Raw genomic sequence first — 23,968 nt, 5'->3', positions numbered from 1 at the left:
GGACAGCTCGGTGAGCCCCAGCAAGCAGGCGGATGTGTACTTTCCCGACCACGGCGATCCGCGCTACCGGGTGCACCGCTACGAACTGACGCTGGACTACCGCCCCGGCCCCAACCGGCTCGGCGGCACCGCCCGGCTGCTGGCTCTGGCCGGTTCGGAGCCGCTGCGTGAAGTCGTGCTCGACCTGGCCGACTTCCGGATCGGCCGGGTGCTGCTGGACGGCAAGGCCGCGCACTACGCCCACCGGGGCGGCAAGTTGCGGGTCAAGGCGGCCCGGCCGATCCCGGCGGGGGCCGCGTTCACCGTCGAGGTGCACTACAGCGGCAACCCGAAGCCGGTGCGCAGCCAGTGGGGCGGGCTGGGCTGGGAGGAGCTGACGGACGGCGCGCTGGTGGCCAGTCAGCCGATCGGCGCACCCTCCTGGTACCCGTGCAACGACCGGCCGGCGGACAAGGCGTCGTACCTGCTGTCCCTCACCGCGCCGTCGCCGTACACGGTGGTGACGGGTGGCCGGCTGCTCTCCCGGACCACCCGGGCGAGCAGCAGCACCTGGGTCTACGAGCAGTCCGCGCCGACCCCGAGCTATCTGGTCGGGGTGGCGATCGCACCGCTGGAGCGGGTGCTGCTGACCGGCGAGGTGCCGCAAACCGCATACGTACCGGCGGCGTTGCTGGACCGGTTCACGCATGACTTCGGGCGGCAGCCGCAGATGATGCGGTTCTTCAGCGAGTTGTTCGGCCCGTACCCCTTCGACGGCTACACGGTGGTGGTGGCCGATGAGGAGCTGGACGTCCCGGTGGAGGCCCAGGGCATGGCGGTGTTCGGCACCAACCACGTTGACGGCCAGCTCGGTTGGGAGCGCCTGGTGGCGCACGAGCTCGCCCACCAGTGGTTCGGCAACAGTGTGACGGTGGCCGACTGGCGGCACATCTGGCTGAACGAGGGTTTCGCCAAGTACGCCGAGTGGGCCTGGTCCGAGCATGCGGGCGGCCCGGCGGCGAGCATCCACGCGGCTCGTGCGTATGCCCAACTGGCGGAGCTGCCGCAGGACTTGGTGCTGGCCGATCCGGGCCGCCGGCTGATGTTCGACGACCGGGTGTACGAGCGCGGCGGCCTCGCGGTCTTCGCGCTGCGCCAGGCCCTCGGGGACGAGGCGTTCGCGGCGCTGCTGCGGGAGTGGACGGCCGCGCGGCGGCACGGCGTGGTCACCACCGATGACTTCCTGGCGCATGCCGGGCGGTACGGCGGCGCCGAGTTGGCGGGGCTCTTCGACGCCTGGCTGTTCCAGGGCGCGTTGCCGGCCTTCCCCGGCTGATCCAGGCCGACCGGCTGATCCAGGCCGACCGGCCGGCTCGCCCGGCTAGTCCGGCTCGGGTGTCAGGCGGGCGGTGAAGCTGAAGCGGTCGCCCCGGTAGAGCGAGCGGACGCACTCCACCGGACAGCCCTGCGCGTCCCGGGTCACCCGGTTCAGCAGCAGCATCGGCAGCGCCGGGCTGGTGCCGATCAGCTGCACCTCGCGGGGCGAGGCGAGCACCGTCTCGATCCGCTCGTCCGCGTCCGCGAACACCACACCGCTGCGCCGCAGATGGCCGTAGAGCGAGGTGGACGGGTCGAACTCGTCGGTCAGGGCGGGGAATCGGTCCGCCGAGAGGTAGGTGCTCTCCAGCCCCACCCGCTCCTCGTCGGCGAGCAGCAGGCGCTCCAGGTGGAAGACCGGCGCCCCAGGCTCGATCCGCAGGCCGGCCGCGAGGGCCGGCGGGGCCGCGAGCCGCTCGAAGACCACGAGTTGGCGGCCCGGGCGCAGGCCCTGCCGGCGCACGCCCTCGGTGTAGCTGGCGAGGGTGAGCGGCTGCACCAGCTTCGGCTGCCCGGCCACCGAGGAGCGGCCGCTGCGCTGCACCCGTCCCTCCAGGCGCAGTTCGCGGATGGCCTGCCGGACCGTCATCCGGGAGACGCCGAACCGGTCGGCGAACTGGCGCTCGGTGGGCAGCGGCGCACCGGGGCGCAACTCGTCCAGCACCGCGTCGATCTTCTGCTTGACCTGGAAGTACTTGGGCAGCTCGCCCCGTTCCGGCACGCCGGCGCGGGCCGCCGCCAGGGGCATCGGGGAGGGCATGGCGCCGCTGTGGTTCACATCGGTGAGGGTAGCCGAGGCCGCTGAACAGCGGCCTCGGCCTGCAGAGCCTTCAGAACTTCAGAGCCTTCAGGGGCAGGTCAGCTGCCGAAGCTCATCGACAGGTCACCGAGGTAGCCGTCGTCGTCCGTTCCGGCCTGGCGGGTGAAGGACGCGGTGAACTGCACCGAGGCCGTGCCCACCGGAACGGTGCCGGTGGCCTGCTCCTGGATCAGCTCCGTCCGGTTGTTGCGCTGGGCCGGCGTGACCGGGGCGAGCGTGGCGGTGCCGAGCGAGGCGCCCGAGGCGTCCAGGAAGGTCGCCACCACCCCGACGTTGTCACCCTGGGTGCTGTAGCCGCCGAGCCAGCCGGAGAGCGTGTACGGCAGGGTGCCGGTGCCGATCTGCGTGGCCTGGCCGGTCACGTCGACCGTCTGCGTCATCTGGGACGACGCGTAGGGGCCGCCGTCGAAGAAGGCGTCGCCGGGCGCGGCCGGGGCCTGCGGGCCCTGGGCGGCGGTGGGGTAGGTCGGCGATCCGTAGCAGACCTGCTGCGGCTGGTTGGCGGTCGCGGTCCAGCCCTGCACCGGGTAGCCACCGCCGCCGCTGCCGCTGCCGCAAGTGTCGGTCTCCGCATCGGGGTTGGCGATCGGGAGGGTGTAGGCCGAGCCCGAGTCGTCCGAGCTGATGCCGTACGTGAAACCGGCCGAGCCTCCCCCAGCCGTCGGCCGGGGGTGCCCCCACGCACCGGTGGCGTCGGTGCCGGTGACGGTCACGGTGGAGCTGCCGGCGGCGGTCGGCGTGCCGGAGATCAGGCCGTCAGCGCTCATGCTCAGCCCGGCGGGCAGTCCGGTCGCGGTGTAGCTGAGGGTCCGGCTCGGGTCGGAGTCGGTCGCGGTCAGCTGGAGCGAGGCCGCGGTGCCGACGGTGGCGCTCTGCGCGCCTGGGTTGGTGACGGTGACGGTGTTACCGCCGGTCGAGCCGGTGCTGGTGAAGACCTCGTTGTAGGGGGTCGCCCACTTGTCGTTGTTGGTCATGGTGGCGGTCAGGCCGAGCGCGCCCTCGATCACCCGGGCGGTGCTGTAGTGGTCGTACCGCTTGGCGTCCTGGTAGCCGGCCTTCACGGTGCCCTGGGAGCCGACCACGACGGTGGCGACCTGGTTGGTCTGGCCCGGGCCGAAGCCACCCGGGGCGTTGCTGCCGTCCTCGTCCCAGGTGACGATCAGCAGCGACTTCTGCTGGGTCCAGGCGGGCGACTTGAACAGGGTCGGCAGGGTCTGGCTCAGCCAGGTGTCACCCGAGGCGATGCCGCAGTTCTCCATGTCGTAGCAGGAGTCGGCGTCGGCCCAGACGAAGGCGGGGGTGGTGGCGGTCGACTTCAGGTCGGTGTCGAGCAGTTGGGGCAGCGGCTGCCAGTGGGCCGCGCAATATGTGGTGTCGTTCTTCATCTTCGCGGCGTAGTAGAACGGCGCGTCGTCGTTCTCGTAGTTGCCGCTGCTGGTGGTCTGGCAGTTGCTGGTTTGCGACTGGATGTACTGCTTCCAGGGCTTGCCGATCGCGTCCAGGTTGTCACCGAGGCCGTTGTTGGTCGCGGTGCAGGACGTGCTGGTGATGCAGTTGGTTGGGCTAGCCCAATCACACAGCCGTTGATTCTCGACTCGCTGGTAGGACGTGACTGGTCCCCCGGTTGCACGTCCGGCGTCGGCCAGACGAACGGCAGGATGGTGCGTACGGGTCAGCTGCGGATCGCGGCGCGCTCGAACCACACGGTGAGCAGGGTCGGCACCAGCGCCACCCAGAACAGCACCTGCGGGACGGTGCGTTCGGACCACGGCACGGTGTCGACGACCACGGCGGTGAGCGTGCACCAGGCCGACTGCCCGACCACCAGCCGCGCCCATCCCACCCGCCGGACCAGCGACCACAGGCTCATCCGCACCCCGGCCCGCAGCCCCGGTAGCGGCGCCAGGCGCCGAAGCCCCAGACCGCGCCCATCACGGCGAGCGCGTAGAGCCGGGTGCCGAGCGGCCCCGGCAGGGCCGTGGGGTCACTGCCGGTCGGGAAGACCCGGGCGGCGAGGGCCGCGATCACCAGGCAGAGCAGCGCCAGCCAGCGGGTTCCGCGCAGCATCCGGAACACCGCCACGTCCAGCTGCTTGCGCTGCCGCTCGGCCTGCGGGGCCTGGGGGCGGCGGCGAGCGCGTCGGCGAACGCCTCGGCGGCGGCCGGCAGTTTGGCGCCCGCGCCGGTCAGCGGCGGCCTAGCGGTCTCCCATTCGGCCATCCGGGCCCGCTCGCCGAGCGCCCAGGCATCCTGGGGGTCGATGCGCAGGATCTCCAGCACCGCCCGGTGCCGCAGGTCGAAGCGGCCATTGACCACGGCGGCCTTCCACAGCGCGCTGTGCGCATCGACCTCGTCCAGGCCGAGCCGCACGGCGGTCGCCGCCGCCTCCAGCGCCTCGGGCCAGCGGGGCTGGAACGCGGTCAGGGCCTCCGAGAGGGCGGCATAACCCTGCCAGAGCTGCGGGTTGATCCGGATGGTCTCCTGGGCCTCGGCCAGGGCCTCGTCCGGCCGGACCAGGCGCCGCAGCGCGTAGACCCGGACGCAGTGGGCGTCATAGTCCTCGGGCGCGAGGGCCAGTGCTTCGCCGGTGGCGGCGAGTGCCTCCTCGTACTCCTCGGCCGAGAGGTGGCAGCGGGCGAGGCGCGTCCAGGCACGCACATCGCTCGGGTCGTCGGCCAGCCGCCGGGCGAGCAGCGCGCGGGCCTCGTCGGTGCGGTCGAGCGCCATCAGGGCGGCGGCCTGCTCGACCAGCGGGTGGTGGGCGGTCGTCACAGCTTCCGGGCCTTCTTCAGGTAGGCGAGCAACTCGTCATACGTGCCGCCCTCGTTGGCGAACATCGCGACATTGCGGGCGGCAGCGAACCACGGCTCGGTGGACGGCCGGATCGCCTTCGCCGCACCCACCAGGTCCTTGGTGTTGATCATGCGGATGGTGCCGGTGCGGGCGGAGTCGAGCAGCGCCGACTCGGCCGCGCTCTCGCAGACATGGGCGAGGTCGGCACCGGAGAAGCCCTCGGTGGCCTTGACCAGCTTGCCCAAGTCGACTGACTCGATGGGGCGTTCGCGCAGGTGGTAGCGGAGGATCGCCTCCCGGGCCGGGCCGTCGGGCGGCAGCACCAGGAGGGTGCGGTCGAGCCGGCCGGGGCGGCGCAGCGCGATGTCCACGTCCCAGGGGACGTTGGTGGCTGCGAGCACGAACACCCCCTCGTTGACGTCGTTGACGCCGTCCAGCTCGGTGAGCAGCTGGTTGACCGTGTTGCGCATGCCGTTGTGCTGGGTGCGGCTGCGCTTGGCGCCGAGTGCGTCCAGCTCGTCGAGGAAGATGACGCAGGGCGCCTGCCGGCGGGCGGTCTCGAACACCTCGTGCATGTTGCGCTCGGAGTTGCCGATCCACATGTCGAGCACGTCGTTGATCGACACGTTGATGAAGTTCGCACCGAGTTCACCGGCGACGGCGCGGGCGATGAACGTCTTGCCGCACCCGGGCGGCCCGTAGAGGAGCAGCCCGCCGCGCAGGCTCTTGCCGTACAGCTTGCGCAGCTCGGGGTTGCGCATGGGCGCGAGGAAGGCGGCTTCCAGCCGGTCCTTGACCTCCTGCATCCCGCCGACATCCGCGAGCCGCACCGCGCCGGGTCCGTCGGGGGCGTCCACGTCGTAGGCGTTCGCCTCGCCCGGGTCTGCGCTGCCGTCGACGGTGAGCGGGGCTTCCTTGGCATCAGCCTCCGCCGCGAACCGGGGCGGGACGGCATCCCCGATCTCCTGCGCGGCGGCGGCCCAGTCGAACCCGGCCAACTGCTCGACGGGAGCCGCTGGTTGCTCCGCGGGTGCTGCTGCCGCCGGCCCACCGCCCATGGCCCGCGCCAGCAGAGCCCGCGCCTGCGCATCCGCGGGCGCCTGACTGAGCACCAGGGCGGCCTCGGCCACCGCCGCGTCCCCGTGCCCGGCGTCGAGCAGCAGCTCGGCGAGGTGCAGGCGCAGGGGTATGTCGTGCGGCGCCGCCGCAACGGCCGCGCGCAGGCTTGTGATCAGTGGGGACTCGGCGGTGGCCGGGCCGGTTGGGGTGTCGGTTGGTTCGTCGAACATGCAGCAACCCTACGAAGGCGCCACCCACCCGCACCAACCGCATTCGACCTGGTCTGACGCACAGCCAGCTCCCGCCCGCCGCCCCGCGCCGGACCGAGTCCTACTGCGGCGCCTGGGCGTCGCTGGCCTGGGCGACGGCGATCAACTCCTCGGCGCTCCAAGTGAGGGTGCCCGCACGGAGGTCGGCGATCACCGACTCCAGCCAGTCGACCTCGGCCGTGGCCAGGGCGACCGCGTACTCGTTCTCCAGCATGGCGACGCGGGGGACGCCGAACGCCGCCGTCTCGGCGAGTGAGCGCTGCTGGGCGGCCTGGCCGGCGCGCACCGCGGTGAGGCGGGCGGCCAGGGCCTGCTCGATTTCTTCGGGGGTGAGCAGCATCAGGTTGGCGAGGGCGACCGGGAACTCCGGGAACTCCGACTTGGGTTCGCGCAGCATCTCCAGCAGCCAGCTGCGAGTGGCCTCGCGGCCGGTGTCGGTGATCTCGTAGACGGTCCGCTCCGGGTACTGCTGGTCGCGCTCGGTCTCGCGGACGGCGATCAGGCCGGCGCCCAGCAGTCGGTCGATGGCGCGGTAGAGGCTGGTGCGCTGGCCGACGTTGACCACCTGGTCCTTCCCCCACTGCTTGAGCAGCCGCTGCATCCCGTACGGGTGCAGCGGCTTGAAGTGCAGCAGCGACAGCACGGTGAGCGTGATCGGGGAGCTCTTGGGGACCTGGGGGGCAGTACTCATGATCCGGATACTACTACCGATGGAACTAGTTGCGCTGGACCTAGTTGCAGTGCAACTATGGATGGGCCGGCGGCGAGCCGGTCCCGAACCGGAGGAGTTCCGAAGTGATCACCACCATCGAGCGCATCCACGTCGACCACGCCACCACCAAGCGCCTCGGCCGCTGGACCGCCACCAGCAGCTTCGAGATCAAGGCGCGCAGCGGATCCGTCGTGCTCGACCTGCGCTCCCCCGAACTGCCCGCCGAGCTGGAGATCCGGATCGACCTGCGGCGCGCCATGGTCAAGCTGCTGGTGCCCGAGGGCGCCGTGATCGACCAGTGGGACGTGGCCTGGCCCGCTCGCGGCCGGGTGAAGGACGCCCAGGGCCCGACCGGTGAGCCCGCCGGGCCGCGGATCCGGCTGGTCGGCACCGCCGACAACAGCGAGGTGCGCATCCACCGCGGCGGCATCGCGATCCTCTCGGCGATGTGCTCCCGCGAGTACCTGGAGGACGTCCGCCGGGCCCACCGCACCGGCACCACCCCCACCGTCGACGACCCCACCCGGGCCTGACCCACCTACCCCAGAAGGAGCACCCGGACATGTCCGACCACATCAACACCGCCCTGGTCATCGGCGGCGGCGTCGCCGGCCCGGTCACCGCGATGGCCCTGCAGCAGGCCGGCATCGAGGCCACCGTCTACGAGGCGTACGACGGCACCGCCGAGGGCGTCGGCGCCGCGCTCGGCCTGGCGCCCAACGGGCTGGCCGCACTGGACGCGATCGGTGCCGGCGACCTGGTCCGCGGACTCGGCGACCCGATGAAGTCGATCGTGCTGCAGAGCTGGAACGGCAGGCAGCTCGCCGAGATCGGCAACCCCGGCACCCTGGAGCCCACCCGACTGGTCATGCGCAGCGACCTCTACCAGGCGCTCTACGGCGAGGCCTGCGCCCGCGGCATCCGGATCGAGCACGGCAAGCGGCTGGTCGGGGTCCAGGAGGGCAGGGACGCCGTCACCGCGCAGTTCGCCGACGGCACCACCGCCACCGGCGAGTTGCTGGTCGGCGCCGACGGGATCCGGTCCACGGTGCGGAACTTGATCGACCCGGCCGCCCCGCAGCCGCGCTATGCCGGACTGCAGGGCTTCGGCTCGGTGAGCACGCTGGCGGGCGCGGTGCCGGACACCGGCGGGAAGATGTTCATGACCTTCGGCAAGCGGGCCTTCTTCGGCCTGCAGGTAGTGGGCGGCAACGCCGTCTGGTTCGTCAACCTGCCGCACCCGGAGCCGCTGACGCCGGCCGAGGCGGTCGCCTACGGGGCCGAGCGCTGGCTGAAGGTGCTGGCCGAGGCCTGTGCCGAGGACCGCACCCCGGCGCTGGAGCTGATCCGGCACACCGACCCGGCCGAGCTGCTGATCACCGGGCCGATGGAGAACATGCCCCTGCTGCCGCACTGGAGCCGCGGCCGGATGGTGCTGGTCGGGGACTCGGCCCACGCACCCTCCTCCAGCTCCGGTCAGGGGGCCTCGCTGGCGATCGAGAGCTCGGTCGAACTGGCGCGCTGCGCAAGGGACCTGCCGCTGGATGAGGCCCTCGCTCGCTACGAGGCGCTGCGCCGCCCGCGCGTCGAGCGGATCATCAAGCACACCGAGCGCACCAACAGCAACAAGGCGGCGGGCCCGGTCGGGCGGGTGCTGCGCGATGCGCTGATGCCGATCGGCATGAAGCTGATGAACCCGGAGAAGTTCTCGGCCCACCTCCACCACCGGATCGACTGGGCCGCCCCGGCCGCCTGACGGAACCTCACCCCACCACCGAGCATGCGACGGCGACCGTGGCCGCGCCCCACCAACGGGGCAGCGGCCGCTCCGCCCCACTCCGTGTCGACGAACCGCCGAGCGGCGGTCGAAATGCGGAACAGGTCATGACAGGTGAGTGTCACCATGTTCGGGGCTGCGCCAGCGGCTTCGGATCCAGTGGGGGGAGCAGCGCATGAGCACAGCCGGTGCGACGACCGACCTACCGCGCCAGCAGCCAGTGACGAGCGCGGACGAGCGGGTCGGTCTCAACGGTGCCGTGGCGGCCGCGTTAACACGAGTGGTGGGCTCGATGCCCGCCCTCTACATCACGTTGGTCGTCTTCGCCGCATGGATCACCCTGGCGACCTTGGGGCCGCTGCGCGGCGCCGATCCCTACCCCTTCCCGTTCCTGCTGTTCATGGACAACGTGGTCCAATTGGTGCTCTGCCTGGTCATCCTGGTCGGTCAGCGGGTGCTGGGCATGGCCGCCGACCACCGGGCGGTCCAGACGTACGAGAACGCCGAAGCGATCTTCGAGAGGGTCACGGACCTGCAGGCGCATCTCGACCGGCACGACCGCGCGCTCGGGCGCGGGGTCAGCCTGCTGGAGTCGAGCCCCCACCCGTGGATCCAGCGGCACCGGGTGCAGCCGGCACCGCAGGCCGTCGACCAGACCACGGGTCTCAACGGCCGGATCGCCGCCTGGCTGACCCAGCGGCTGGGCAGCATGTGGGCCTTCTACGTCGCCGCCGTGACACAGCTGCTCTGGATCGGCATGGCGGAGCTGGGCGTGCAGAAGTTCGACCCGTACCCGTTCGCCTTCATGAGCTTCCTGTCCACCCTGGCCCAGCTCGTCTTCATGATCGTGATCATGGTCGGGCAGGACGTACTGAACAAGGCAGCCGACCGCCGTTCCGAGCAGACCCTCCTCGATGCCGAGGCGATCCTCCACGAATGCCGCCGGATGAAGGCGCGTCTGGTGGCGCAGGACCGCGTCATCGACAGCCTGGCCGACTACACCAGCACCCAGGTCACCCGGCAGCTGGCGCGGGCCGTCCATCAGAGCAGGCTGGAGGCCGCCGTCGCGGCGGGGCAGGAGCCGGGCAGCCGGCCGGCACTGCGCCCCTGGGACGAGCTGCCGGAGGAGCTGAAGGAGGCCAACCGCCTGCAGGCGCGCAAGCTCGGTGAGCTGCTGGCCGAGATCGGCTGCCTGATGGTCCCGACCTACGACCCGTCGCTGATCGTCGACTTCGACCAGGAGGAGGCGCGGCTGCTGGCCCGGCGGGAGTACGAGCTCCGGCTGAGCGACCGCAAGGCTCGCGGCGCGGCGGAGCTGCCCAGCCAGCGGGACACGCTGGGCGACGGCCTGGTGCCTTGGGAGTTGCTGTCCGATCGGGCACGGGCGCAGGCCGTGGACATGGTGCGGCGACTTCCCGCCATGCTGGCCGACGTGGGCTTCCAGGTGCTGCGGACCGGAGCGGGCGCTGACGGGGCGGGTGAGCTGGACTTCACTCCCGAGGACTGGGGAACGCTGGGGACGTCCCTGATGGCGGCGGGCGTGCTGGTGGCACTCGCCGAGGGCGTCGCCGATCCCGAGGAGCTCTCCGCGATGGTCAAGCTGCTGCGGGAGGCCAGCGTCAGCCATCCCCGGCGTTTCATCCGCGAACTCGCGGGTTCGTCGACCTTCGAGACCGGCCTGCGGCCGGACACCACCTATGTCGGGTACCGGGGGCCCGCGTTGAAGACGATCCGCGAGGCCACCGCCGCCGTCGCCCGGACCGCGCCGGAGGAACTCACCGGCTTCCGCGCGTTCCTGATGGAGATCGCCACGACCGTCGCCGACGCCAACAACGAAGGCGGCTTCTTCGGCCTGGGCGCCAGGCCCCGGGTGCCCAACGAGGCCGCGGCCATGGAGGCCGTCCGAACCGCGACGCTACTCGACCGGCAACTCAACGGGTGAGGACCCCGGAGCCGAGCAGCAGGACGGCTCCGATGGTGACGAAAGCGGCGGGGACGATCCAGTGTCCCCACCGCTCGACCAACTTCACGATGCTCCGGCGGGAGCCGAGCAGGGAGCCCAGCAGGCACCACACCACCACCCCGGCGGCGAACACCGCGATGGTGACCAGAGCGGCCCCGGTGCCGATGGTGCGGAAGACCGGCGGGTAGACGCTCAGATTGTCGGCCCCGTTGACCATGGTCAGGGCCATCACCGACACCATGCCGCCGGCCGGAACCACGGGGGCTGGCCCGCCACCGCGGTGGGCCCGTGCGGCTTTGGCCAGGCCCACGATGCCCAGCGCCAACGGAATCAGGCCGAGCAGGCCGATCCAGCCGCCGGGCACGGCGGCCAGGCCGAGCGCGACGACCATCGAGGCCACCACCAGGACCGTGAACCCGGCGGCCTGCCCCACCCAGATCTGCCGGCGTCGGATGGTCCCGCCGGCCCGGCTGGCAAGGAAGAGCACCGCCAGGACGGCGAGGTCGTCGATGTTGGTCCCAGCGAACAGTCCCGCCGCCGTGGCAGCGGTCCGAGCGATGCCGGCCATCCAGGGGATCCGTTCGTCAGTGGCTCGAGCACAGGCTATCGGTGGCGGACAGCCGTTCAGAACCGGTTCAGCGGACGGACCTTCGGGGCCACTGCCGAGTTCAGCTGGAGCAGCACCAGCAGCGCCACGCTGAGGTAGGTGCTTACTACTGAGAGCAACACCGCTCCCACGTACAGCAGTTGCGCCACCACGATGCGCCGCCGGGCCGCCTCCACCAGCCCGTCCGGCGCATCGGCCCGCACCAGCCCGGCATCCCGCGCGTACCGCAGGCTGGCGAGCAGCAGCAGTCCGAGCACCAGCAGGTGCAGCCAGTACACCAGCAGCGCCACCCGGTAGGCCTCGTACTCGGCCAGCAGCGAGGTGGAGAACGGCATCAGCGAGATGCCGCCGAGGAACGCCAGGTGCAGCCAGGTGAGTTGCCGGTCGCTGCGGACGAAGTGGTCCAACTGGGCCTGCTGGCCCAGCCAGAACATCCCCAGGGTCAGGAAACCCAACAGATACACCCCGAGCCGGGAGGCCAACGGCAGCAAGGCGTGCAGCAGTTGGCCCTCGCCGTGCAGCGAGCCGGGGGCCCAGAGCGGCTGCCCGGAGCGGAGCCGGCCGAGCTCCGGGACGTGCAGGTCCAGCACCAGCAGGGTCATCGCCACCGCGAAGATGCCGTCGCTGATCGCGGCCAGCCGGTGCACGCTGCTGCCGGCGACCCGGTGGTAGATCGTGGACATGGTTGGTTCTCCCCCGGTGCGTGGTGCGGAAGATCGCGTTCACCGCACGGGGAGGATGATACGGAGAAGGGGGAAGTCGGCCGAGCCGACGTCCCCGTTCCGCTGGCCAGCCGTCCCCCTCTCGCGGGCCAGCCGTTCCTCTCCCGCGGGCCAGCCGTTCCTGTCCCGCGGGCTAGGCGTTCTCAACCTCCGCCGGGCGCTTGAACATCCGGGTCGCCGTGATCTCACCGTGGATCACCGGGCCGTCCGGGTCCGGCTCCGGCGGCAAGCCCGGGCGCAGGTGCTCCTCGACCGAGATGTACTTCAACCCGGCGCGCAGGTCGGCGTCGTTGCGCAGGCGGATCACCAGCGGGAACTCGGCCAGTGCCGTGGTGTCGAACAGGCCGGTGGTGTAGATCAGTTGGACGCCGAGCGCATCGGCCACCGCGCGCTGCAGCTCCAGCAGATAGGTGGCATTCGCCCGGCCGATCGGGTTGTCCAGGAAGAGCGTGCCGGCATGCCGCAACTGGGACTGTCCGCGGTCGTTGGCGCGCAGCGCGGCCATCGTGCAGTAGAGCGCGATGGCGGCGGTGAGCAGCTGGCCGCCGGAGAAGACGTCGGACATCTGCCCCACGCTCACCCGCTCGGCGCGCAGCACGGCATCGGGCTTGAGGATCTCCACGCTGACGCCCTTGGGCCCGATCGCCGCCGCCACCGCGCGCAGCAGCAGCGACATGCCGTCGCGCCGAAGGTCGGAGTTCTTCTTGACGGCGGCCCGGGTGGCCTCGTCGATCACCTCGCCGAGCCGCTCGGAGAGCACCGTCTGATCCGGGTCCTCGAAGCGGATCCGCAGGAACTCCTGGCCGGACCACTCCCCCAGGCCCTCGGGCAGCCGGGAGAGCCGCTGGGCGGCGCGCAGGGTGGCGAGCGAGGACTCCACCAGTCCGCGCAGCCGGTCGACGATCGAGCCGCGGTTGCGCTCCAGCTGGGCCAACTCATCGGTGAGCACCCGCAGTCGCGGCGCGAAGGCCTCGGCCCAGGCGGCCGCGTGCTCGGGCAGCAGGGCGGCCGGGAGTTCACGGATCTGCTGGCGGGCCGGGGTGCGCACCGCCTCGTAGCGGGCGGCGTTGGCATGCCGGACCAGTGCGTCGGCGGCGTCCCGGACGGCCAGGTCGGCGGCCGACAGCTCGGCGGCAGCGACTCGCAGCGCCCGGCGGGTCTCGGTGGCGGTGGTGCGGGCCTCGGTCAGTGAATCGAGGTAGGGCTCGACAGGCGCCTCGCCCTCCTCCGGGGTGTGGTCGCGCAGACCGTCGCGCAGTTGGGCCGCCGCCTCGTCGAAGTCCGCGGCCGCCGACTGCGCGGCCTGCAGGGTGCGCAGCAACTCGGTGTGCTCGATCCGGGCGTTCTCCAACAGGTCGCGCTTCTCGGCCAGTTCACCGGTGGCGATGCGCAGCAGCTGCTGGGCGTGCTCGGGATCGGTCGGCACCAGCTCCTCGGGCAGCTCGGTGTGCGCCTCGCCGCTGGCCGGAGCCGAACGCTCGACCTCGCCGCGCAGCCGGCCGAGCAGCTCGCTGGCCGCCTGGGCGCGGGTCTCGATGGTCGCCACCAGCTCCTCGGCACGAGCCGCGGCGGCCTGCCGGGCCGGGCCGTCGGCGCCGTCGGGGCTGGTCAGCAGCTCCTCGGCGCGAACGCGCACCTTGTTGGTGAGCCGGTCGAGTTCGGCCCGGGCAGCAGTCTCGTCACTCTCCGCGCGGGCCTGCTCGGCGCGCAGGTCGGCACCGACGCCGACCTTCTCGTAGAGCTGGGCGGCGGCGCGGTAGGCCTCGCGCAGCGCGGGCAGCGAGGCGGTGGGCAGCTCGTCGGCGACCGTCTCGGTGCCGGACAGCTCGGCCCGCTCGGCGCGCAGCGTGCGGGCGGTGCGGCGGGCGTCGTCGGCGGCGCGCTGGGCGGCCCGGCGGTCCTCGTCGCAGGCCTGGGCGCGCTCGGCACAGGCGGCCTGGCGGCGATCGCATTCGGCGGCGTCCTCGGTGAGTTCGCGCACCGAGCGGTGCCAGGCCGGGCGCTCGCGCAGCCGGAAGGCCAGGCCGGCCAGGGCGTCGGCGCGGCGGCGGGTCTGCTGGGCGGCCTCCCGGCGCTCCTCGTGGATCGCGGCTGCGGCAGTCCGCTCCTGCTCGGCCTCGGTGTGCGCGGCGCGGGCGGAGGCCAGCTGGGCGGTGGCGATCTCGGCCTGCTCGGCGGCTTCTGACGCGGCGTCAGCCAGCTCGGCCAGGGTGCCGGACGGGCAGGAGGAGCGCCAGGAGGCGAGCCGGGCGGCCAGCGCGCGGTCGCCGCCGAGCCGGGCCGCGAGCGTACGGATCCGCTCCTCGCGGGCACCGGCCCGCTCGCGCAGTTCGCGACGCTCCTGGTCGGCGGCGCTTTCGTCGTGCATCGCCGGGTTCGGCGGCACCAGGAAGAAGGCCGGCTCGTCGGTGATCGGGGCGATCAGCGCGGCGGCCGCGCCGACCGCGACGGTGGAGCGAGGCAGCAAGGCGGCGGACTGGAGTGCCTCACGGGCCCGGTCCAGCGAGTTCGGGTCGGTGATCACCACACCGTCGACCAGCTCGGGGCGGGCGGCCAGGATCCGGTCGTGGTCCTGCGGGTCGACGGACTGCGCGAGGTAGCGCCAGCCGGGCAGCGCCGGAATGCCGTGCTCGCCCAGGTACTCCACGGTGGCCAGCACGTCAGGGCCGGGCGGCAGCAGACCGCCGTCGCCGAGCGCGGCCAGGATCCGGGAGTCGTCCGCGGCGGCGGTGCGCAGCTCGAACAGGGTGCGCTCGGCGTTGGAGATCGCGCTGTCCAGCAGCTCGGCGAGGTCGTCGGCGGCCCGGTCGAGGACGTCGGGGGTGAGGCGGTTCTCCTCGTCCTCCTCGTGGTACGAGGCGAGCCCGAGCAGCTCGGCCAGGCGCGGTTCGGCGGCGAGTTGGACGGCGGTGCGCTGCTCGGTGGCCAGCGCGCGCTGGGCGGCCGAGCGGGCGTCGGCGGCGCGGGCGGCGGCGAGTTCGGCGCGGCCCTCGGCGGCGGCGGCCTCGCGGGTGCGGGCGGCCGCCTGCTCGGCGGCGGCGCGGGCCTGCTCCAGGCCGGCGGTCGCGGCCTGCTCGGCGTCGGCGGCGTGCAGGGCGGCGCGGGCCGGGTCGACGTCGTCGGTCGAGTCGATCCAGCCGGCGGCGACCGCGGCGTTCAGCTCCTGCTCCACCTCGGCCAGTCGCTGGCGCAGGTGGTCGGCGTCGGAGCGGGCCTTCTGGCCGGCGGTGGCGGCGGCCAGGCCGTCTGCCTGGGTCCGGGCGCCGTCCTGCTGGAGGTCGGCGGCGCGGGCCTCCTCGGCCTCGGCGCGCTCCTCGGCGGTGGCTGCCGCGGCCTCCAGGGCGTGGGCCAGGGCGCCGGCCGCCTTGGCGCGGGCGGCGAGCGCCGGTGCGGCGTCCAGCTCGGCCTCGCGGATCGCGGCGGCCACCCGGGCGGCGCGGTCGGCGGCGGCGCGGTGGCGCAGCGCCGCCTCGGCGGCCTGCCAGGCGGAGTACAGGGTGCGGGCGTCGAGCAGTTCGCGGCGCAGCGCGGCGGCCTCGGTGGTGGCGGCGGCCAGGCTGAGGGTGGCGTGGCGGTGGGTCAGCTCGGCGGTGATCAGCGAGTGGCGGGTGCGGTCGGCCTCGGCGGCGGTGACGGCCGAGGCCGCGGCGGCCACCTCGATCGCCAGGTCCTGGGCGCGCTCGCGCTCCGCGCCGGCCCGGCCGGCCAGCGCCTGGGCGAGCCGGCGGGTGCGGCGCTCGGCGGTGCGGTGGCTCTCCCGGACCGACTCGCGGGCGGTGGTGGCCTCGACGATCCGCTCCAGCAGCTCCAACGAGCCGGCAGTGAAGTCGCGTTCGGCGGTCAGCTCGGCGCGGCGGCCGAGCTTGGCGGCGAAGCCGTGCACCAGATCGGCCAGCCCGTCGGTGTCCCGGGTGTCGGTGACGGCGCGCAGCAGCAGGTCGGTGAAGTCGGCGTCGTGCTTGACGGCGAACAGGCCGGCCGCCTCGCCCTCGTCGGCGTTCATCTCGCGCTGGTAGCGGAACAGTTCGGGATCCAGGCCGAGTTCGCCCAGGTGCTCGGTCCAGCGGTCGTGGCCGTCCTCGAAGGTGAGGTCCAGGTACGGGTAGGCCTTGGCGGCCTCGGTCATCGCGTCCCGGAAGCCCTTCATGGTGCGACGGCGGCCGCGCGGGCGGGAGTCGGGGTCGCCCAGGTTGGCGCGTTCGGCGACCGGCAGCGCGTCCAGGGTCAGGCCGGGGCCGGGGCGGAACGAGTACCAGGTCTCGGCGAACTTGCGCGGATCGGACGAGACTTGGCGGCCGCGCCACTCGCTGACCTTGCCGACCACGATCAGCTCACCGGTGACGGTGTGCTGCCACTCCAGCGCGACGTGCCCGCAGTCGTCGGCCAGCAGGAACTTGCGCAGCACGCCGGAGCTGGCGCCGCCCAGGGTGTTTCGGTGGCCGGGCAGCATCACCGAGAAGATCAGCTTGAGCAGCACCGACTTGCCGCCGCCGTTCTCCAGGAAGAGCACGCCGGCCGGGGCGGGGCGGCGCTGCGGGCCGGCCGGCTCCTCGCCGAACATGCCCAGTTGCAGCGGCGCGGGGTTGGCCACCGGCTCACCGACGCCTCGCAGGTCCAGCACGGTGTCGGCGTAGCGGGCGCCGGCCGGACCGATGGAGTAGAGGCGGATCCGGTTGAGCTCGTACATGTGCAGCCTTCGAGAAGTCTTCGAGAAGTGACGAGTTGGCGGTTGGCGGGTTCGCGGTTGGCGGGTTCGTGGTTGGCGGGTTGGTCAGAGGGAGTGGAACGGCAGGCCGGCGTCCGCGACCAGTTCCTCGGTGTGGTCGGCGGGCAGCAGCGTGGCGGTGCCGTCGCTGACCGGGACCACACCCAGGTCCAGCAGTTCGGCCATCGCGGCGCTGGCGGCCAGCTCGCGGACCTGCAACTGGTAGCGGGCGGTGGTGCGGTAGGTGCCGCCGGCGTCGTCGGAGGCCTTCTGCAGGAAACCGGAGTCGACCAGGAACGCGACCGCCTTGCCGGTGATGCCGATGGTGGAGCCGGCCAGACGGCGGGCGTCCTTGGTGGCGCCGGTGGTGGAGCGGCGGGCCCAGACCCGCCAGGCGGCTTCCAGGCCGGGTGCGTCGCTGGTGGGGTCGGTGTTGTCGCCGGCGGCCTCGGCGCGCTCCTCCAGGCGGCGGCAGGCCTGGCGGACGAAGGCGTCCACGCCGTTGACGGTGATCCGGCCGAGGTAGCCGTCGTCGGCCAGGTCCTCGGGGCGCGGGAAGGCCATGGCGGCCACGGCGAGGTGGGCCAGACCGTGCAGGAACCGGTCGGTGGTCTCGGAGGCGGCGCGGCGCGAGTAGTCGCCCATCTTGACGGCGAACACCGAGTCCTCGGCGCCGGCCAGGGCCATTCCGGCGCGCGGCGAGACCTCCAGCACCACCAGGCCGAGGCCGGTGGCCACGGCGTCGGCGAGCCGCGCGAACTGCGGGTCCTCCGGTAGCGGCGGACCAGCTCGGTGTACTCGGTGTCGCGGGCCGGCAGCAGTTTGGCCTGCAGGCCGAAGGAGACCAGCCGGGCGGCGTCGGCGACATCGGCCGCGGTCACCGTCGGGGTGGCCGACGCGTCCTGGGGGTGGTCATTCCTGGTGCTCCACTTGCGTACTGACGGGCGGTCAATGGGGGCTATTAATGTGGGCCATTAATATGGGAGATTAATGGCGGCACTTAAGTTAATTGTCGCGATTAATGGCTGTAGTTAGTTGTGATGGCTTGCGGTGATGGCTAGTGGTAGTGGCTAAGTGGCGGCGGCTAGTGGCAACGACTGGCGGGTCCGGTCTGGCTGGTTCGGGCCGATTGAGGTTGACCCAGGTTAATGCAGGTCATTAATGGCGACGATTACTGCCGGTCCGCCGCCATGCCGACCGCGTCCAGCAGAGCGCTGCCGACGATCAGGTCGGCACCGCCGAACTCCGGGTCGTGCAGCTGGGTGCCGTCGTCGACGGCGAACAGCAGCCGCTCCTCCCCCTGGCGGTACGCGGTGCCCACGGGCGGGCTGGCCGCGTGCACGGCGAGCAGAGCGACCAGGTAGGGCAGCTCGGGATCCTGCTTGCGGGCGTCGGCCAGCAGCCCGGAGAGCCGCCGGGGCGCGTCGGCGGGCAGGTCGAGCAGCTGCAGCGCGGCCTCCAACTGAGCCTCGGAGAACCGGCTGTCGTCCGGGGTGGCGACCAGATCCGGATCGGGCAGCTCCACACCCAGGTGCTCCCGCTCCACCGGCGGGGTGAGCAGCAGCTCCACCAGGTCGGTCAGCCGCACCACGGCGGGGCTGCGCAACCCGATGCCGCGCCCGAAGAAGGCGTCGGTGGGCCGGATCGCCTGCTCGATCGGCAACTCAAGCACGGGGGCCAGCAGCTGGCCGTAGAGGTCGATGCCGGCGCGGGCGGTGGGCGCGGCGAAGGCCTGCCGGTCCTGCTCGGCACGGAACAGCGGCCCGGCCTCAAGCAGCCTGGTCTGCAGCTGGGTGTGGCGGCGGATGCAGTCCTTGACGATGTCGACCAGCTCGGCGGCCTGGCGCTTGTGGTCCGCGCCCTCGGCCTCGTCGCGGGCCCGGCGGATATTGGTGAGGATCGCGTTCTCGTGCCGGTAGCGGTCGGCGATGTGCTCCAGCGCCTCGTCGATCAGGTCGGGGACGGCCTGCATCCAGTCGACGGCGCGGACGTTGCGACGGGTGGCCTCCAGGGCGCGGCGCAGCGTCTCGGCGTACTGCACGGTGCGGTAGCGGGCCTGCTCGGCGGCGAGTTGGGCGTCGGCGAGCCGGCCGCGCCGGATCAGCACCTCCAGCTTGACCTCGGCGGCGATCTGAGCGGAGGTCACATCGGTGTCCAGCGCTCCGACCAGGACGTTGACCGCCTCGTCGGTGGTGCGCAGGTAGACGCCGCCGTCCGGGCCCGGCACCTCCTCGATCAGCTTGAAGTCGTAGTCGCGGCGCACATAGCCACCGTCCGCGCCGAAGGTGCCGTAGACCGCGCGGAAACCGCGGTCCACGCTGCCGACGTTGATCAGCGACTCCAGCACCCAGCGGGCCACCCGCTGGTGCTCGGCGGCCGGGCGCTCGGGGTGCTGGGCGGCGACCCGGGGCAGCAGGCGCGAGAGCACGGTCTCCCGGTCGGCGCCGGTGTCGAAGTCCATGTTCAGGGTGACCAGGTCGATCGCGGCGAGCCCGACCTCGGCCATCGCGTACCCGCCGTACTCGCCGGCCAGGTTGACCTTGCGGCTGTCCAGGTCGTGCAGCGGGGCGGTGCAGGCCAGCGCCTTGAGGCGGCGGGCCAGCCCCTCGTCGGCCGCGGGCCCCGGCGCGGGGCGGGCGGCCGCGGCGGGCCTGAGCTCGGGCTCGGCGGATTGGGCGGCGATGACGGTCACGGGGGACAAGCCTAGGGCCAGCCGGGGACAGTGTCCGAAACGGGGTTGTTGCACCGGTTTACCCAGCGGCTTCAGCAGAGTTGAACACGTTCAAAACTACCCCTAGAGTGCTGGACGTCTACTCAGGAGGGGATCTCTGATGACCGAGACCGCAGGGACGGCCGAGACCGCGAGGACAGCCGGGACCGCACGGATGGCCAAGACCGCAGGGCCGACCGGGACCGCAGGGACGGCCGAGACCGGGAGCGTCGAGCTGCGGCGGGTGCGCCGCTGGTTGTGGATCTTCATCGTCTGCCTGGCACTGAGCGGCCTGACCGCGTTCCCGCTGCACGCCGAGAGCACCCTGCTGGTCGACGCAGCCCATCGGCTGCCCACACCTGGGCCGGTACTCGACTGGCTGGAGCGGATCCACACCGGGATCACCGAGACCGACCAGCGCTACCCGTTCCTCGCCTACGGCACCGACTGGCTTGCGTTCGCGCACCTGGTGATCGCCGGCGCGTTCTGGGGACCGCTGCGCGATCCGGTGCGCAATGTGTTCGTGGTGCGGTGGGCGCTCGGGGCCTGCGCCGGGATCGTGCCACTGGCGCTGATCTGCGGGCCGGTGCGGGGGATCCCGTTCTTCTGGAGTTGTGTCGACATGTCGTTCGGGATCGTCGGGGCGGTGCCGCTGCTGATCGTGCTGCGCGGCATCAAACGCCTCGACGCGGCGCGGGCGGCCGCCGCCGTCGCGACCGCCTGACGGGCCCGGCAGCCTGGCGGACCTTGGCCGACGGTCCGCCAAGGGAGTGGCCGAGGCGGTCCGGGAGCCCCGGAAAGCCCTACGATCCCCTCAGGCGATCCGCAGCAGCTCTGACAGTGGGAGGCAGTCGGCGTGACCGGTGCGGTGATCGATCTCAACGCGGACCTCGGCGAGGGTTCGGACGCTGGACGCTGACCGACGACGAGGCACTGCTGTCAGTGGTCACCAGCGCCAACGTGGCGTGCGGCTTCCATGCGGGCGACCCGTCCACGATGCGCCGGGTCTGCGCGCTGGCCGCCGAGCGGGGGGTGCGGATCGGCGCCCAGGTCTCCTACCGCGATCTGGCCGGGTTCGGCCGCCGTGCCATGGAGGTGCCGCCGGAGGAACTGGCCGACGAGGTCGCCTACCAGATCGGGGCGCTGCAGGTGTTCGCCCGGGCCGCCGGCTCCCGGGTCAGCTACGTCAAGCCGCACGGCGCGCTGTACAACCGGGTGGTGGCCGACGGCGAGCAGGCCGAGGCCGTGGTGGCCGGGGTGCTGCGGGCCGGGGCGGTCTGCGACGGCCCGCTGCCGGTGCTCGGGCTGCCCGGCTCCCGGCTGCTCGAAGTCGCCGAGGGCGTCGGGTTGCCGGTGGTCACCGAGGCGTTCGCCGACCGCGCGTACACCTGGTCGGGCACCCTGGTGCCGCGCAAGGAGCCCGACGCCGTGGTGCACGACCCGGAGGCGGTGATCGCCCGCGCGGTCGGCATGGCCAGGGACGGCCTGGTGACGGCGATCGGCGGCGAGCCGGTGGCGATCGACGCCCGCTCGCTCTGCGTGCACGGCGACACGCCCGGGGCCGCCCAGCTGGCCTGGCGGGTGCGCGGCGCGCTGGCCTCCGCCGGGATCCGGGTGGAGGCCTTCACGTAATGCGAGCCATTAATGCGCCTAGCGGCGGACCCCCGGTGCGCCTAACGGGAGCCCTTGGTGCGGCTAATGGGAGCCATTAATGAGAGCTGGCAACGAGAGCCCTCGGTGAAATCGATGAAAGCGGGCACAGCAGCATTAATGCGAGCCATTATTAATTTGGACCATTATTAATGGGGGCCATTATCAGAGCTCATGACCTGACCATTCGCCGGATGGGCGAGCACGCCCTGCTCCTGGAGGTCGACGACCCGGAGCAGGTCGGCGCGCTGTACGCCCAACTGCTGGCGGCCCGGGCGGACGGCACCCTGGGCGGCGGGCCGACCGAGATCGTGCCGGCCGCGCGCACCGTGCTGCTCGACGGCGTGCCGCAGCCGGCCGCGCTCACCGACCTGCTGGCCGGCTGGTCCGTGGCGGCCACCGCGCCGGCCGACGGCCCACTGGTGGAGCTGCCGACCGTGTACGACGGCGCCGACCTGGCAGACGTCGCCGCCCACTGGGGCGTCAGCGCGGCGGACGCGGTCCGCCTGCACAGCGCGATCGAGTACCGGGTGGCGTTCTGCGGCTTCGCACCGGGGTTCGGCTACCTGACCGGGCTGCCGCCCGAGCGGGCGGTGCCCCGCCGGGCCACCCCGCGCCCCTCGGTGCCGGCCGGCTCGGTGGCAGTGGCGGGCCGCTACACCGGGGTGTACCCGAGCGCCTCACCGGGCGGCTGGCAGCTGCTCGGGCGCACCGGGGCCAGGCTCTGGGACACCGCCCGCGAGCCCGCCGCGCTGCTGGCCCCGGGCACCCGGGTGCGTTTCGTGCCGGTGGCGGGTTCCGCCGATGCCTGAACTGCTGATCACCCGCGCCGGCCCGCTCACCACCGTCCAGGACCACGGCCGCCACGGCACCGCCCACCTCGGCGTCCCCCGCGCCGGCGCCCTGGACCACCCCGCCTACCTGGCCGCCAACCGGCTGGTCGGCAACGCCCCCGGGGCCGCCGTCCTGGAGACCACCCTCGGCGGCGTGGCAGTGACCGCGACCGGCACCCCGCTGCTGGTCGCCGTCACCGGTGCCCCGGCCCGGATCACCGTCAACGGCCAACCTGCCGCCTGGGGCGCACCGGTCTTCCTCCCGGCCGGCGCGACTCTGGACGTCGGCCCCGCCGACGCCGGCGTCCGCAGCTACCTGGCGGTCGCCGGCGGTCTGGTCCCGCCGCCGGTGCTCGGCAGCCGCTCCGCCGACCTGCTGGCGCGCCTGGGCCCGCCGCCGCTGCGTGACGGCGACCGGCTGCCGGTCGGCACCACCCACGGCCCGCCCGCCGCCGAGCTGGTGCCGCTGCCCGCGATGCCCACCGAGCTGGTGCTGCGGCTGCTGCCGGGCCCCCGGGCCGACTGGCTGCTGCCCGGCTCACTGGTCGCGCTGGCCCGGGCCCGCTACCGGGTGGCCACGGCCAGCAACCGGATCGCGCTGCGCACCGAGGGGCCGGCCCTGATCCGGGCGCGGCACGCTGAGTTGGAGAGCGAGGGCATGGTGCTGGGCGCGGTGCAGGTGCCACCGGACGGGCAGCCCGTGGTGTTCCTGGCCGACCATCCGACCACCGGCGGCTACCCGGTGATCGGCGTGGTGCCGGAGGCCGACCTACCGGCCGCCGCGCAGGCCCGCCCGGGCACCCCGGTACGGTTCATACCGACCGCGGGTTGACCCTCCCCCAGGGTGAGGGTCCAGCATGAGCGGCATCCGCAAAGGGGGGAAACGGATGGCGGAGCTGACCATCGGGGCGTTCGCGCGGGCCTGCGGGCTGTCGGCGAAGGCGCTGCGGCTCTACGACGAGCTGGAGCTGCTGCGCCCGGACCGGGTGGACCGGGTCTCCGGCTACCGCTACTACCGGCCCGAGCAGCTCGAACCGGCCCGCCTCGTCGCCCATCTACGGCGGATCGGCGTGCCGCTGGCCCGGATCCGCCGGGTGCTGGAGCTGCCGCCGGATCTGGCCGCCGACGAGCTGACCGCCTACTGGCGGCAGGTGCTGGCCGAGACGACGGCCCGCCAGGAGCTGGTCACCCACCTGGTCGACCACCTGCGCGGCCGCCCCCCGGTGCTGACCGGCGCCCTGACGCTGCGCTGCGCCGCCCGCTCCGACCTGGGACGGGTACGCGAGCGCAACGACGACACCGCCTACGCCGACGCCGGCCTGCTCGCGGTCGCCGACGGCTACGGCAGCCCCAGCGCGGGCGGCGCCGCGATCGCCGCCCTGCGCGCCGTCGACCCGGCGGCGCTCGGGCCGGGCGGGCTGCTGAACGCGCTGGACCAGGCGGTGCGCGAGAGCGTCGCCGACACGCCCGAGGACATCGGCACCACCCTGACCGCGCTGCTGGCCTGCGGCGACCAGCTGGCCCTGGTACACATCGGCGACTCCCGCGCCTACCTGCTGCGCGAGGGCGAACTGTTCCGGATCACCCACGACCACACGCTGGTGCAGACCATGGTGGACGAGGGCCGGCTCACCCCGGCCGAGGCCGCCTCACACCCGCAGCGCACCCTGCTGCTGCGCGCGCTCACCAGCACCGCCCCGGGCAAGCCGGACCTGACGCTGCTCACCGCCCGGGCCGGCGACCGCTACCTGCTCTGCTCGGACGGCCTGAGCGCGGTGGTCCGCGAAGAGCACCTGCACACGGTGCTCAGCACCGTCGCCGACCCCGAGCGGGCCGTGCAGCAGCTGGTCGACCTGGCGAACCGGGCGGGCGGGCCGGACAACATCGCCTGCGCCCTGGCCGATGTGATCCCTGGCGAGGCCGCGCCGTGAGCCGCCCCCGCACCGCCGCGTGCACCTCGGCCTCCTCCGCCGGATCAGCAGCCAGCCGACGC

The 23,968-nt window shown here is 72.9% G+C and carries 19 protein-coding genes and 2 pseudogenes; 9 read left to right on the top strand and 12 right to left on the bottom strand.

Going from position 1 to position 23,968, the window contains the following annotated elements; genetic code table 11:
• The first annotated feature begins 10 nt into the window (after positions 1-10).
• On the top strand, positions 11-1,315 hold the full coding sequence (locus tag E6W39_RS35395) for a M1 family metallopeptidase (protein WP_141636940.1): 1,305 nt from the start codon (positions 11-13) through the stop codon (positions 1,313-1,315).
• A gap of 45 nt (positions 1,316-1,360) precedes the next feature.
• On the opposite strand, the gene E6W39_RS35390 is transcribed toward E6W39_RS35395, so the two are convergent.
• The 7 genes from E6W39_RS35390 to E6W39_RS43255 all read right to left on the bottom strand — a co-directional run bounded on the left by E6W39_RS35390 (position 1,361) and on the right by E6W39_RS43255 (position 6,987).
• Positions 1,361-2,116, bottom strand: a complete 756-nt coding sequence (locus E6W39_RS35390) for a GntR family transcriptional regulator (protein WP_141638146.1) — start codon at positions 2,114-2,116, stop codon at positions 1,361-1,363.
• Between the two features lie 98 nt (positions 2,117-2,214).
• Positions 2,215-3,879: an alkaline phosphatase family protein gene (locus tag E6W39_RS44365; RefSeq protein WP_181799591.1), complete on the bottom strand. Its 1,665-nt coding sequence runs from the start codon at positions 3,877-3,879 to the stop codon at positions 2,215-2,217.
• A complete protein-coding gene (locus E6W39_RS42300; RefSeq protein ID WP_228718543.1) occupies positions 3,849-4,046 on the bottom strand; it encodes a hypothetical protein in 198 nt (65 codons plus the stop codon). Before E6W39_RS42300 ends, E6W39_RS44365 begins: the two co-directional genes overlap by 31 nt.
• A complete protein-coding gene (locus E6W39_RS42295; RefSeq protein WP_228718542.1) occupies positions 4,043-4,243 on the bottom strand; it encodes a hypothetical protein in 201 nt (66 codons plus the stop codon). The genes E6W39_RS42300 and E6W39_RS42295 overlap by 4 nt, the downstream gene beginning before the upstream one ends.
• Complete coding sequence (locus E6W39_RS35380; protein WP_228718541.1) at positions 4,201-4,947, bottom strand: tetratricopeptide repeat protein; 747 nt, start codon at positions 4,945-4,947, stop codon at positions 4,201-4,203. Before E6W39_RS35380 ends, E6W39_RS42295 begins: the two co-directional genes overlap by 43 nt.
• Positions 4,944-6,257, bottom strand: a complete 1,314-nt coding sequence (locus tag E6W39_RS35375) for an ATP-binding protein (RefSeq protein ID WP_141636938.1) — start codon at positions 6,255-6,257, stop codon at positions 4,944-4,946. The genes E6W39_RS35380 and E6W39_RS35375 overlap by 4 nt, the downstream gene beginning before the upstream one ends.
• A 100-nt stretch (positions 6,258-6,357) precedes the next feature.
• A complete protein-coding gene (locus E6W39_RS43255; protein ID WP_141636937.1) occupies positions 6,358-6,987 on the bottom strand; it encodes a PadR family transcriptional regulator in 630 nt (209 codons plus the stop codon).
• A 104-nt stretch (positions 6,988-7,091) separates the two neighbouring features.
• On the opposite strand from E6W39_RS43255, the gene E6W39_RS35365 reads away from it, so the two are divergent.
• From E6W39_RS35365 to E6W39_RS35355, 3 genes are all read left to right on the top strand, one after another.
• The gene (locus E6W39_RS35365) at positions 7,092-7,541 is read left to right on the top strand and encodes a hypothetical protein (RefSeq protein WP_141636936.1); all 450 of its coding nucleotides are present in this window, start codon (positions 7,092-7,094) and stop codon (positions 7,539-7,541) included.
• A gap of 29 nt (positions 7,542-7,570) precedes the next feature.
• Entirely contained in the window at positions 7,571-8,764 is a 1,194-nt protein-coding gene (locus tag E6W39_RS35360; RefSeq protein ID WP_141636935.1) for an FAD-dependent oxidoreductase, read from the top strand.
• A 196-nt stretch (positions 8,765-8,960) separates the two neighbouring features.
• On the top strand, positions 8,961-10,727 hold the full coding sequence (locus E6W39_RS35355) for a DUF1003 domain-containing protein (protein WP_141636934.1): 1,767 nt from the start codon (positions 8,961-8,963) through the stop codon (positions 10,725-10,727).
• Here the strand turns inward: E6W39_RS35355 and E6W39_RS35350 are convergent.
• The 5 genes and pseudogenes from E6W39_RS35350 to E6W39_RS35335 form a co-directional block, all read right to left on the bottom strand.
• Positions 10,717-11,316, bottom strand: coding sequence for a cadmium resistance transporter (locus E6W39_RS35350; protein ID WP_141636933.1), 600 nt, complete (start codon positions 11,314-11,316; stop codon positions 10,717-10,719). The genes E6W39_RS35355 and E6W39_RS35350 overlap by 11 nt on opposite strands.
• A gap of 56 nt (positions 11,317-11,372) precedes the next feature.
• The gene (locus tag E6W39_RS35345) at positions 11,373-12,038 is read right to left on the bottom strand and encodes a TMEM175 family protein (protein ID WP_141636932.1); all 666 of its coding nucleotides are present in this window, start codon (positions 12,036-12,038) and stop codon (positions 11,373-11,375) included.
• Between the two features lie 172 nt (positions 12,039-12,210).
• Entirely contained in the window at positions 12,211-16,764 is a 4,554-nt protein-coding gene (locus tag E6W39_RS40005) for a coiled-coil domain-containing protein (protein WP_181799763.1), read from the bottom strand.
• Positions 16,765-16,848: 84 nt separating this feature from the next.
• Positions 16,849-17,663: pseudogene (locus E6W39_RS35340) on the bottom strand (hypothetical protein).
• A gap of 290 nt (positions 17,664-17,953) precedes the next feature.
• On the bottom strand, positions 17,954-19,474 hold the full coding sequence (locus E6W39_RS35335) for a hypothetical protein (protein WP_228718539.1): 1,521 nt from the start codon (positions 19,472-19,474) through the stop codon (positions 17,954-17,956).
• A gap of 139 nt (positions 19,475-19,613) precedes the next feature.
• Here E6W39_RS35335 and E6W39_RS35330 point away from each other — a divergent pair, with 139 nt between their 5' ends.
• From E6W39_RS35330 to E6W39_RS35310, 5 genes and pseudogenes are all read left to right on the top strand, one after another.
• On the top strand, positions 19,614-20,216 hold the full coding sequence (locus E6W39_RS35330) for a hypothetical protein (protein WP_323809129.1): 603 nt from the start codon (positions 19,614-19,616) through the stop codon (positions 20,214-20,216).
• Between the two features lie 144 nt (positions 20,217-20,360).
• A pseudogene (locus E6W39_RS35325) lies at positions 20,361-21,124 on the top strand (LamB/YcsF family protein).
• 212 nt (positions 21,125-21,336) lie between these two features.
• Positions 21,337-21,954, top strand: a complete 618-nt coding sequence (locus E6W39_RS35320; RefSeq protein WP_141636931.1) for a 5-oxoprolinase subunit B family protein — start codon at positions 21,337-21,339, stop codon at positions 21,952-21,954.
• Positions 21,947-22,807 (top strand): 5-oxoprolinase subunit C family protein, encoded by an 861-nt coding sequence (locus tag E6W39_RS35315; protein ID WP_141636930.1) that lies wholly within the window; start codon positions 21,947-21,949, stop codon positions 22,805-22,807. The genes E6W39_RS35320 and E6W39_RS35315 overlap by 8 nt, the downstream gene beginning before the upstream one ends.
• Positions 22,808-22,862: 55 nt before the next feature.
• On the top strand, positions 22,863-23,906 hold the full coding sequence (locus E6W39_RS35310) for a MerR family transcriptional regulator (protein ID WP_141636929.1): 1,044 nt from the start codon (positions 22,863-22,865) through the stop codon (positions 23,904-23,906).
• Positions 23,907-23,968 lie beyond the last annotated feature (62 nt).

The sequence above is a fragment of the Kitasatospora acidiphila genome (assembly GCF_006636205.1).
GTDB classification, from domain to species: Bacteria; Actinomycetota; Actinomycetes; order Streptomycetales; family Streptomycetaceae; genus Kitasatospora; species Kitasatospora acidiphila.
The sequence above is the reverse complement of the archived record's forward strand: the minus strand, read 5'-3'. Positions and strand labels throughout refer to the sequence as shown.

What these genes read in the sequence shown, in the direction of transcription:
- E6W39_RS35390 (WP_141638146.1), bottom strand. Translation starts at nt 2,116, where the DNA reads ATGCCCTCCCCGATGCCCCTGGCGGCGGCCCGCGCCGGCGTGCCGGAA.
- E6W39_RS42300 (WP_228718543.1), bottom strand. Translation starts at nt 4,046, where the DNA reads ATGAGCCTGTGGTCGCTGGTCCGGCGGGTGGGATGGGCGCGGCTGGTG.
- E6W39_RS42295 (WP_228718542.1), bottom strand. Translation starts at nt 4,243, where the DNA reads ATGCTGCGCGGAACCCGCTGGCTGGCGCTGCTCTGCCTGGTGATCGCG.
- E6W39_RS35375 (WP_141636938.1), bottom strand. Translation starts at nt 6,257, where the DNA reads ATGTTCGACGAACCAACCGACACCCCAACCGGCCCGGCCACCGCCGAG.
- E6W39_RS43255 (WP_141636937.1), bottom strand. Translation starts at nt 6,987, where the DNA reads ATGAGTACTGCCCCCCAGGTCCCCAAGAGCTCCCCGATCACGCTCACC.
- E6W39_RS35360 (WP_141636935.1), top strand. Translation starts at nt 7,571, where the DNA reads ATGTCCGACCACATCAACACCGCCCTGGTCATCGGCGGCGGCGTCGCC.
- E6W39_RS35355 (WP_141636934.1), top strand. Translation starts at nt 8,961, where the DNA reads ATGAGCACAGCCGGTGCGACGACCGACCTACCGCGCCAGCAGCCAGTG.
- E6W39_RS35350 (WP_141636933.1), bottom strand. Translation starts at nt 11,316, where the DNA reads ATGGCCGGCATCGCTCGGACCGCTGCCACGGCGGCGGGACTGTTCGCT.
- E6W39_RS35345 (WP_141636932.1), bottom strand. Translation starts at nt 12,038, where the DNA reads ATGTCCACGATCTACCACCGGGTCGCCGGCAGCAGCGTGCACCGGCTG.
- E6W39_RS40005 (WP_181799763.1), bottom strand. Translation starts at nt 16,764, where the DNA reads ATGTACGAGCTCAACCGGATCCGCCTCTACTCCATCGGTCCGGCCGGC.
- E6W39_RS35330 (WP_323809129.1), top strand. Translation starts at nt 19,614, where the DNA reads ATGACCGAGACCGCAGGGACGGCCGAGACCGCGAGGACAGCCGGGACC.
- E6W39_RS35320 (WP_141636931.1), top strand. Translation starts at nt 21,337, where the DNA reads ATGGGCGAGCACGCCCTGCTCCTGGAGGTCGACGACCCGGAGCAGGTC.
- E6W39_RS35315 (WP_141636930.1), top strand. Translation starts at nt 21,947, where the DNA reads ATGCCTGAACTGCTGATCACCCGCGCCGGCCCGCTCACCACCGTCCAG.
- E6W39_RS35310 (WP_141636929.1), top strand. Translation starts at nt 22,863, where the DNA reads ATGGCGGAGCTGACCATCGGGGCGTTCGCGCGGGCCTGCGGGCTGTCG.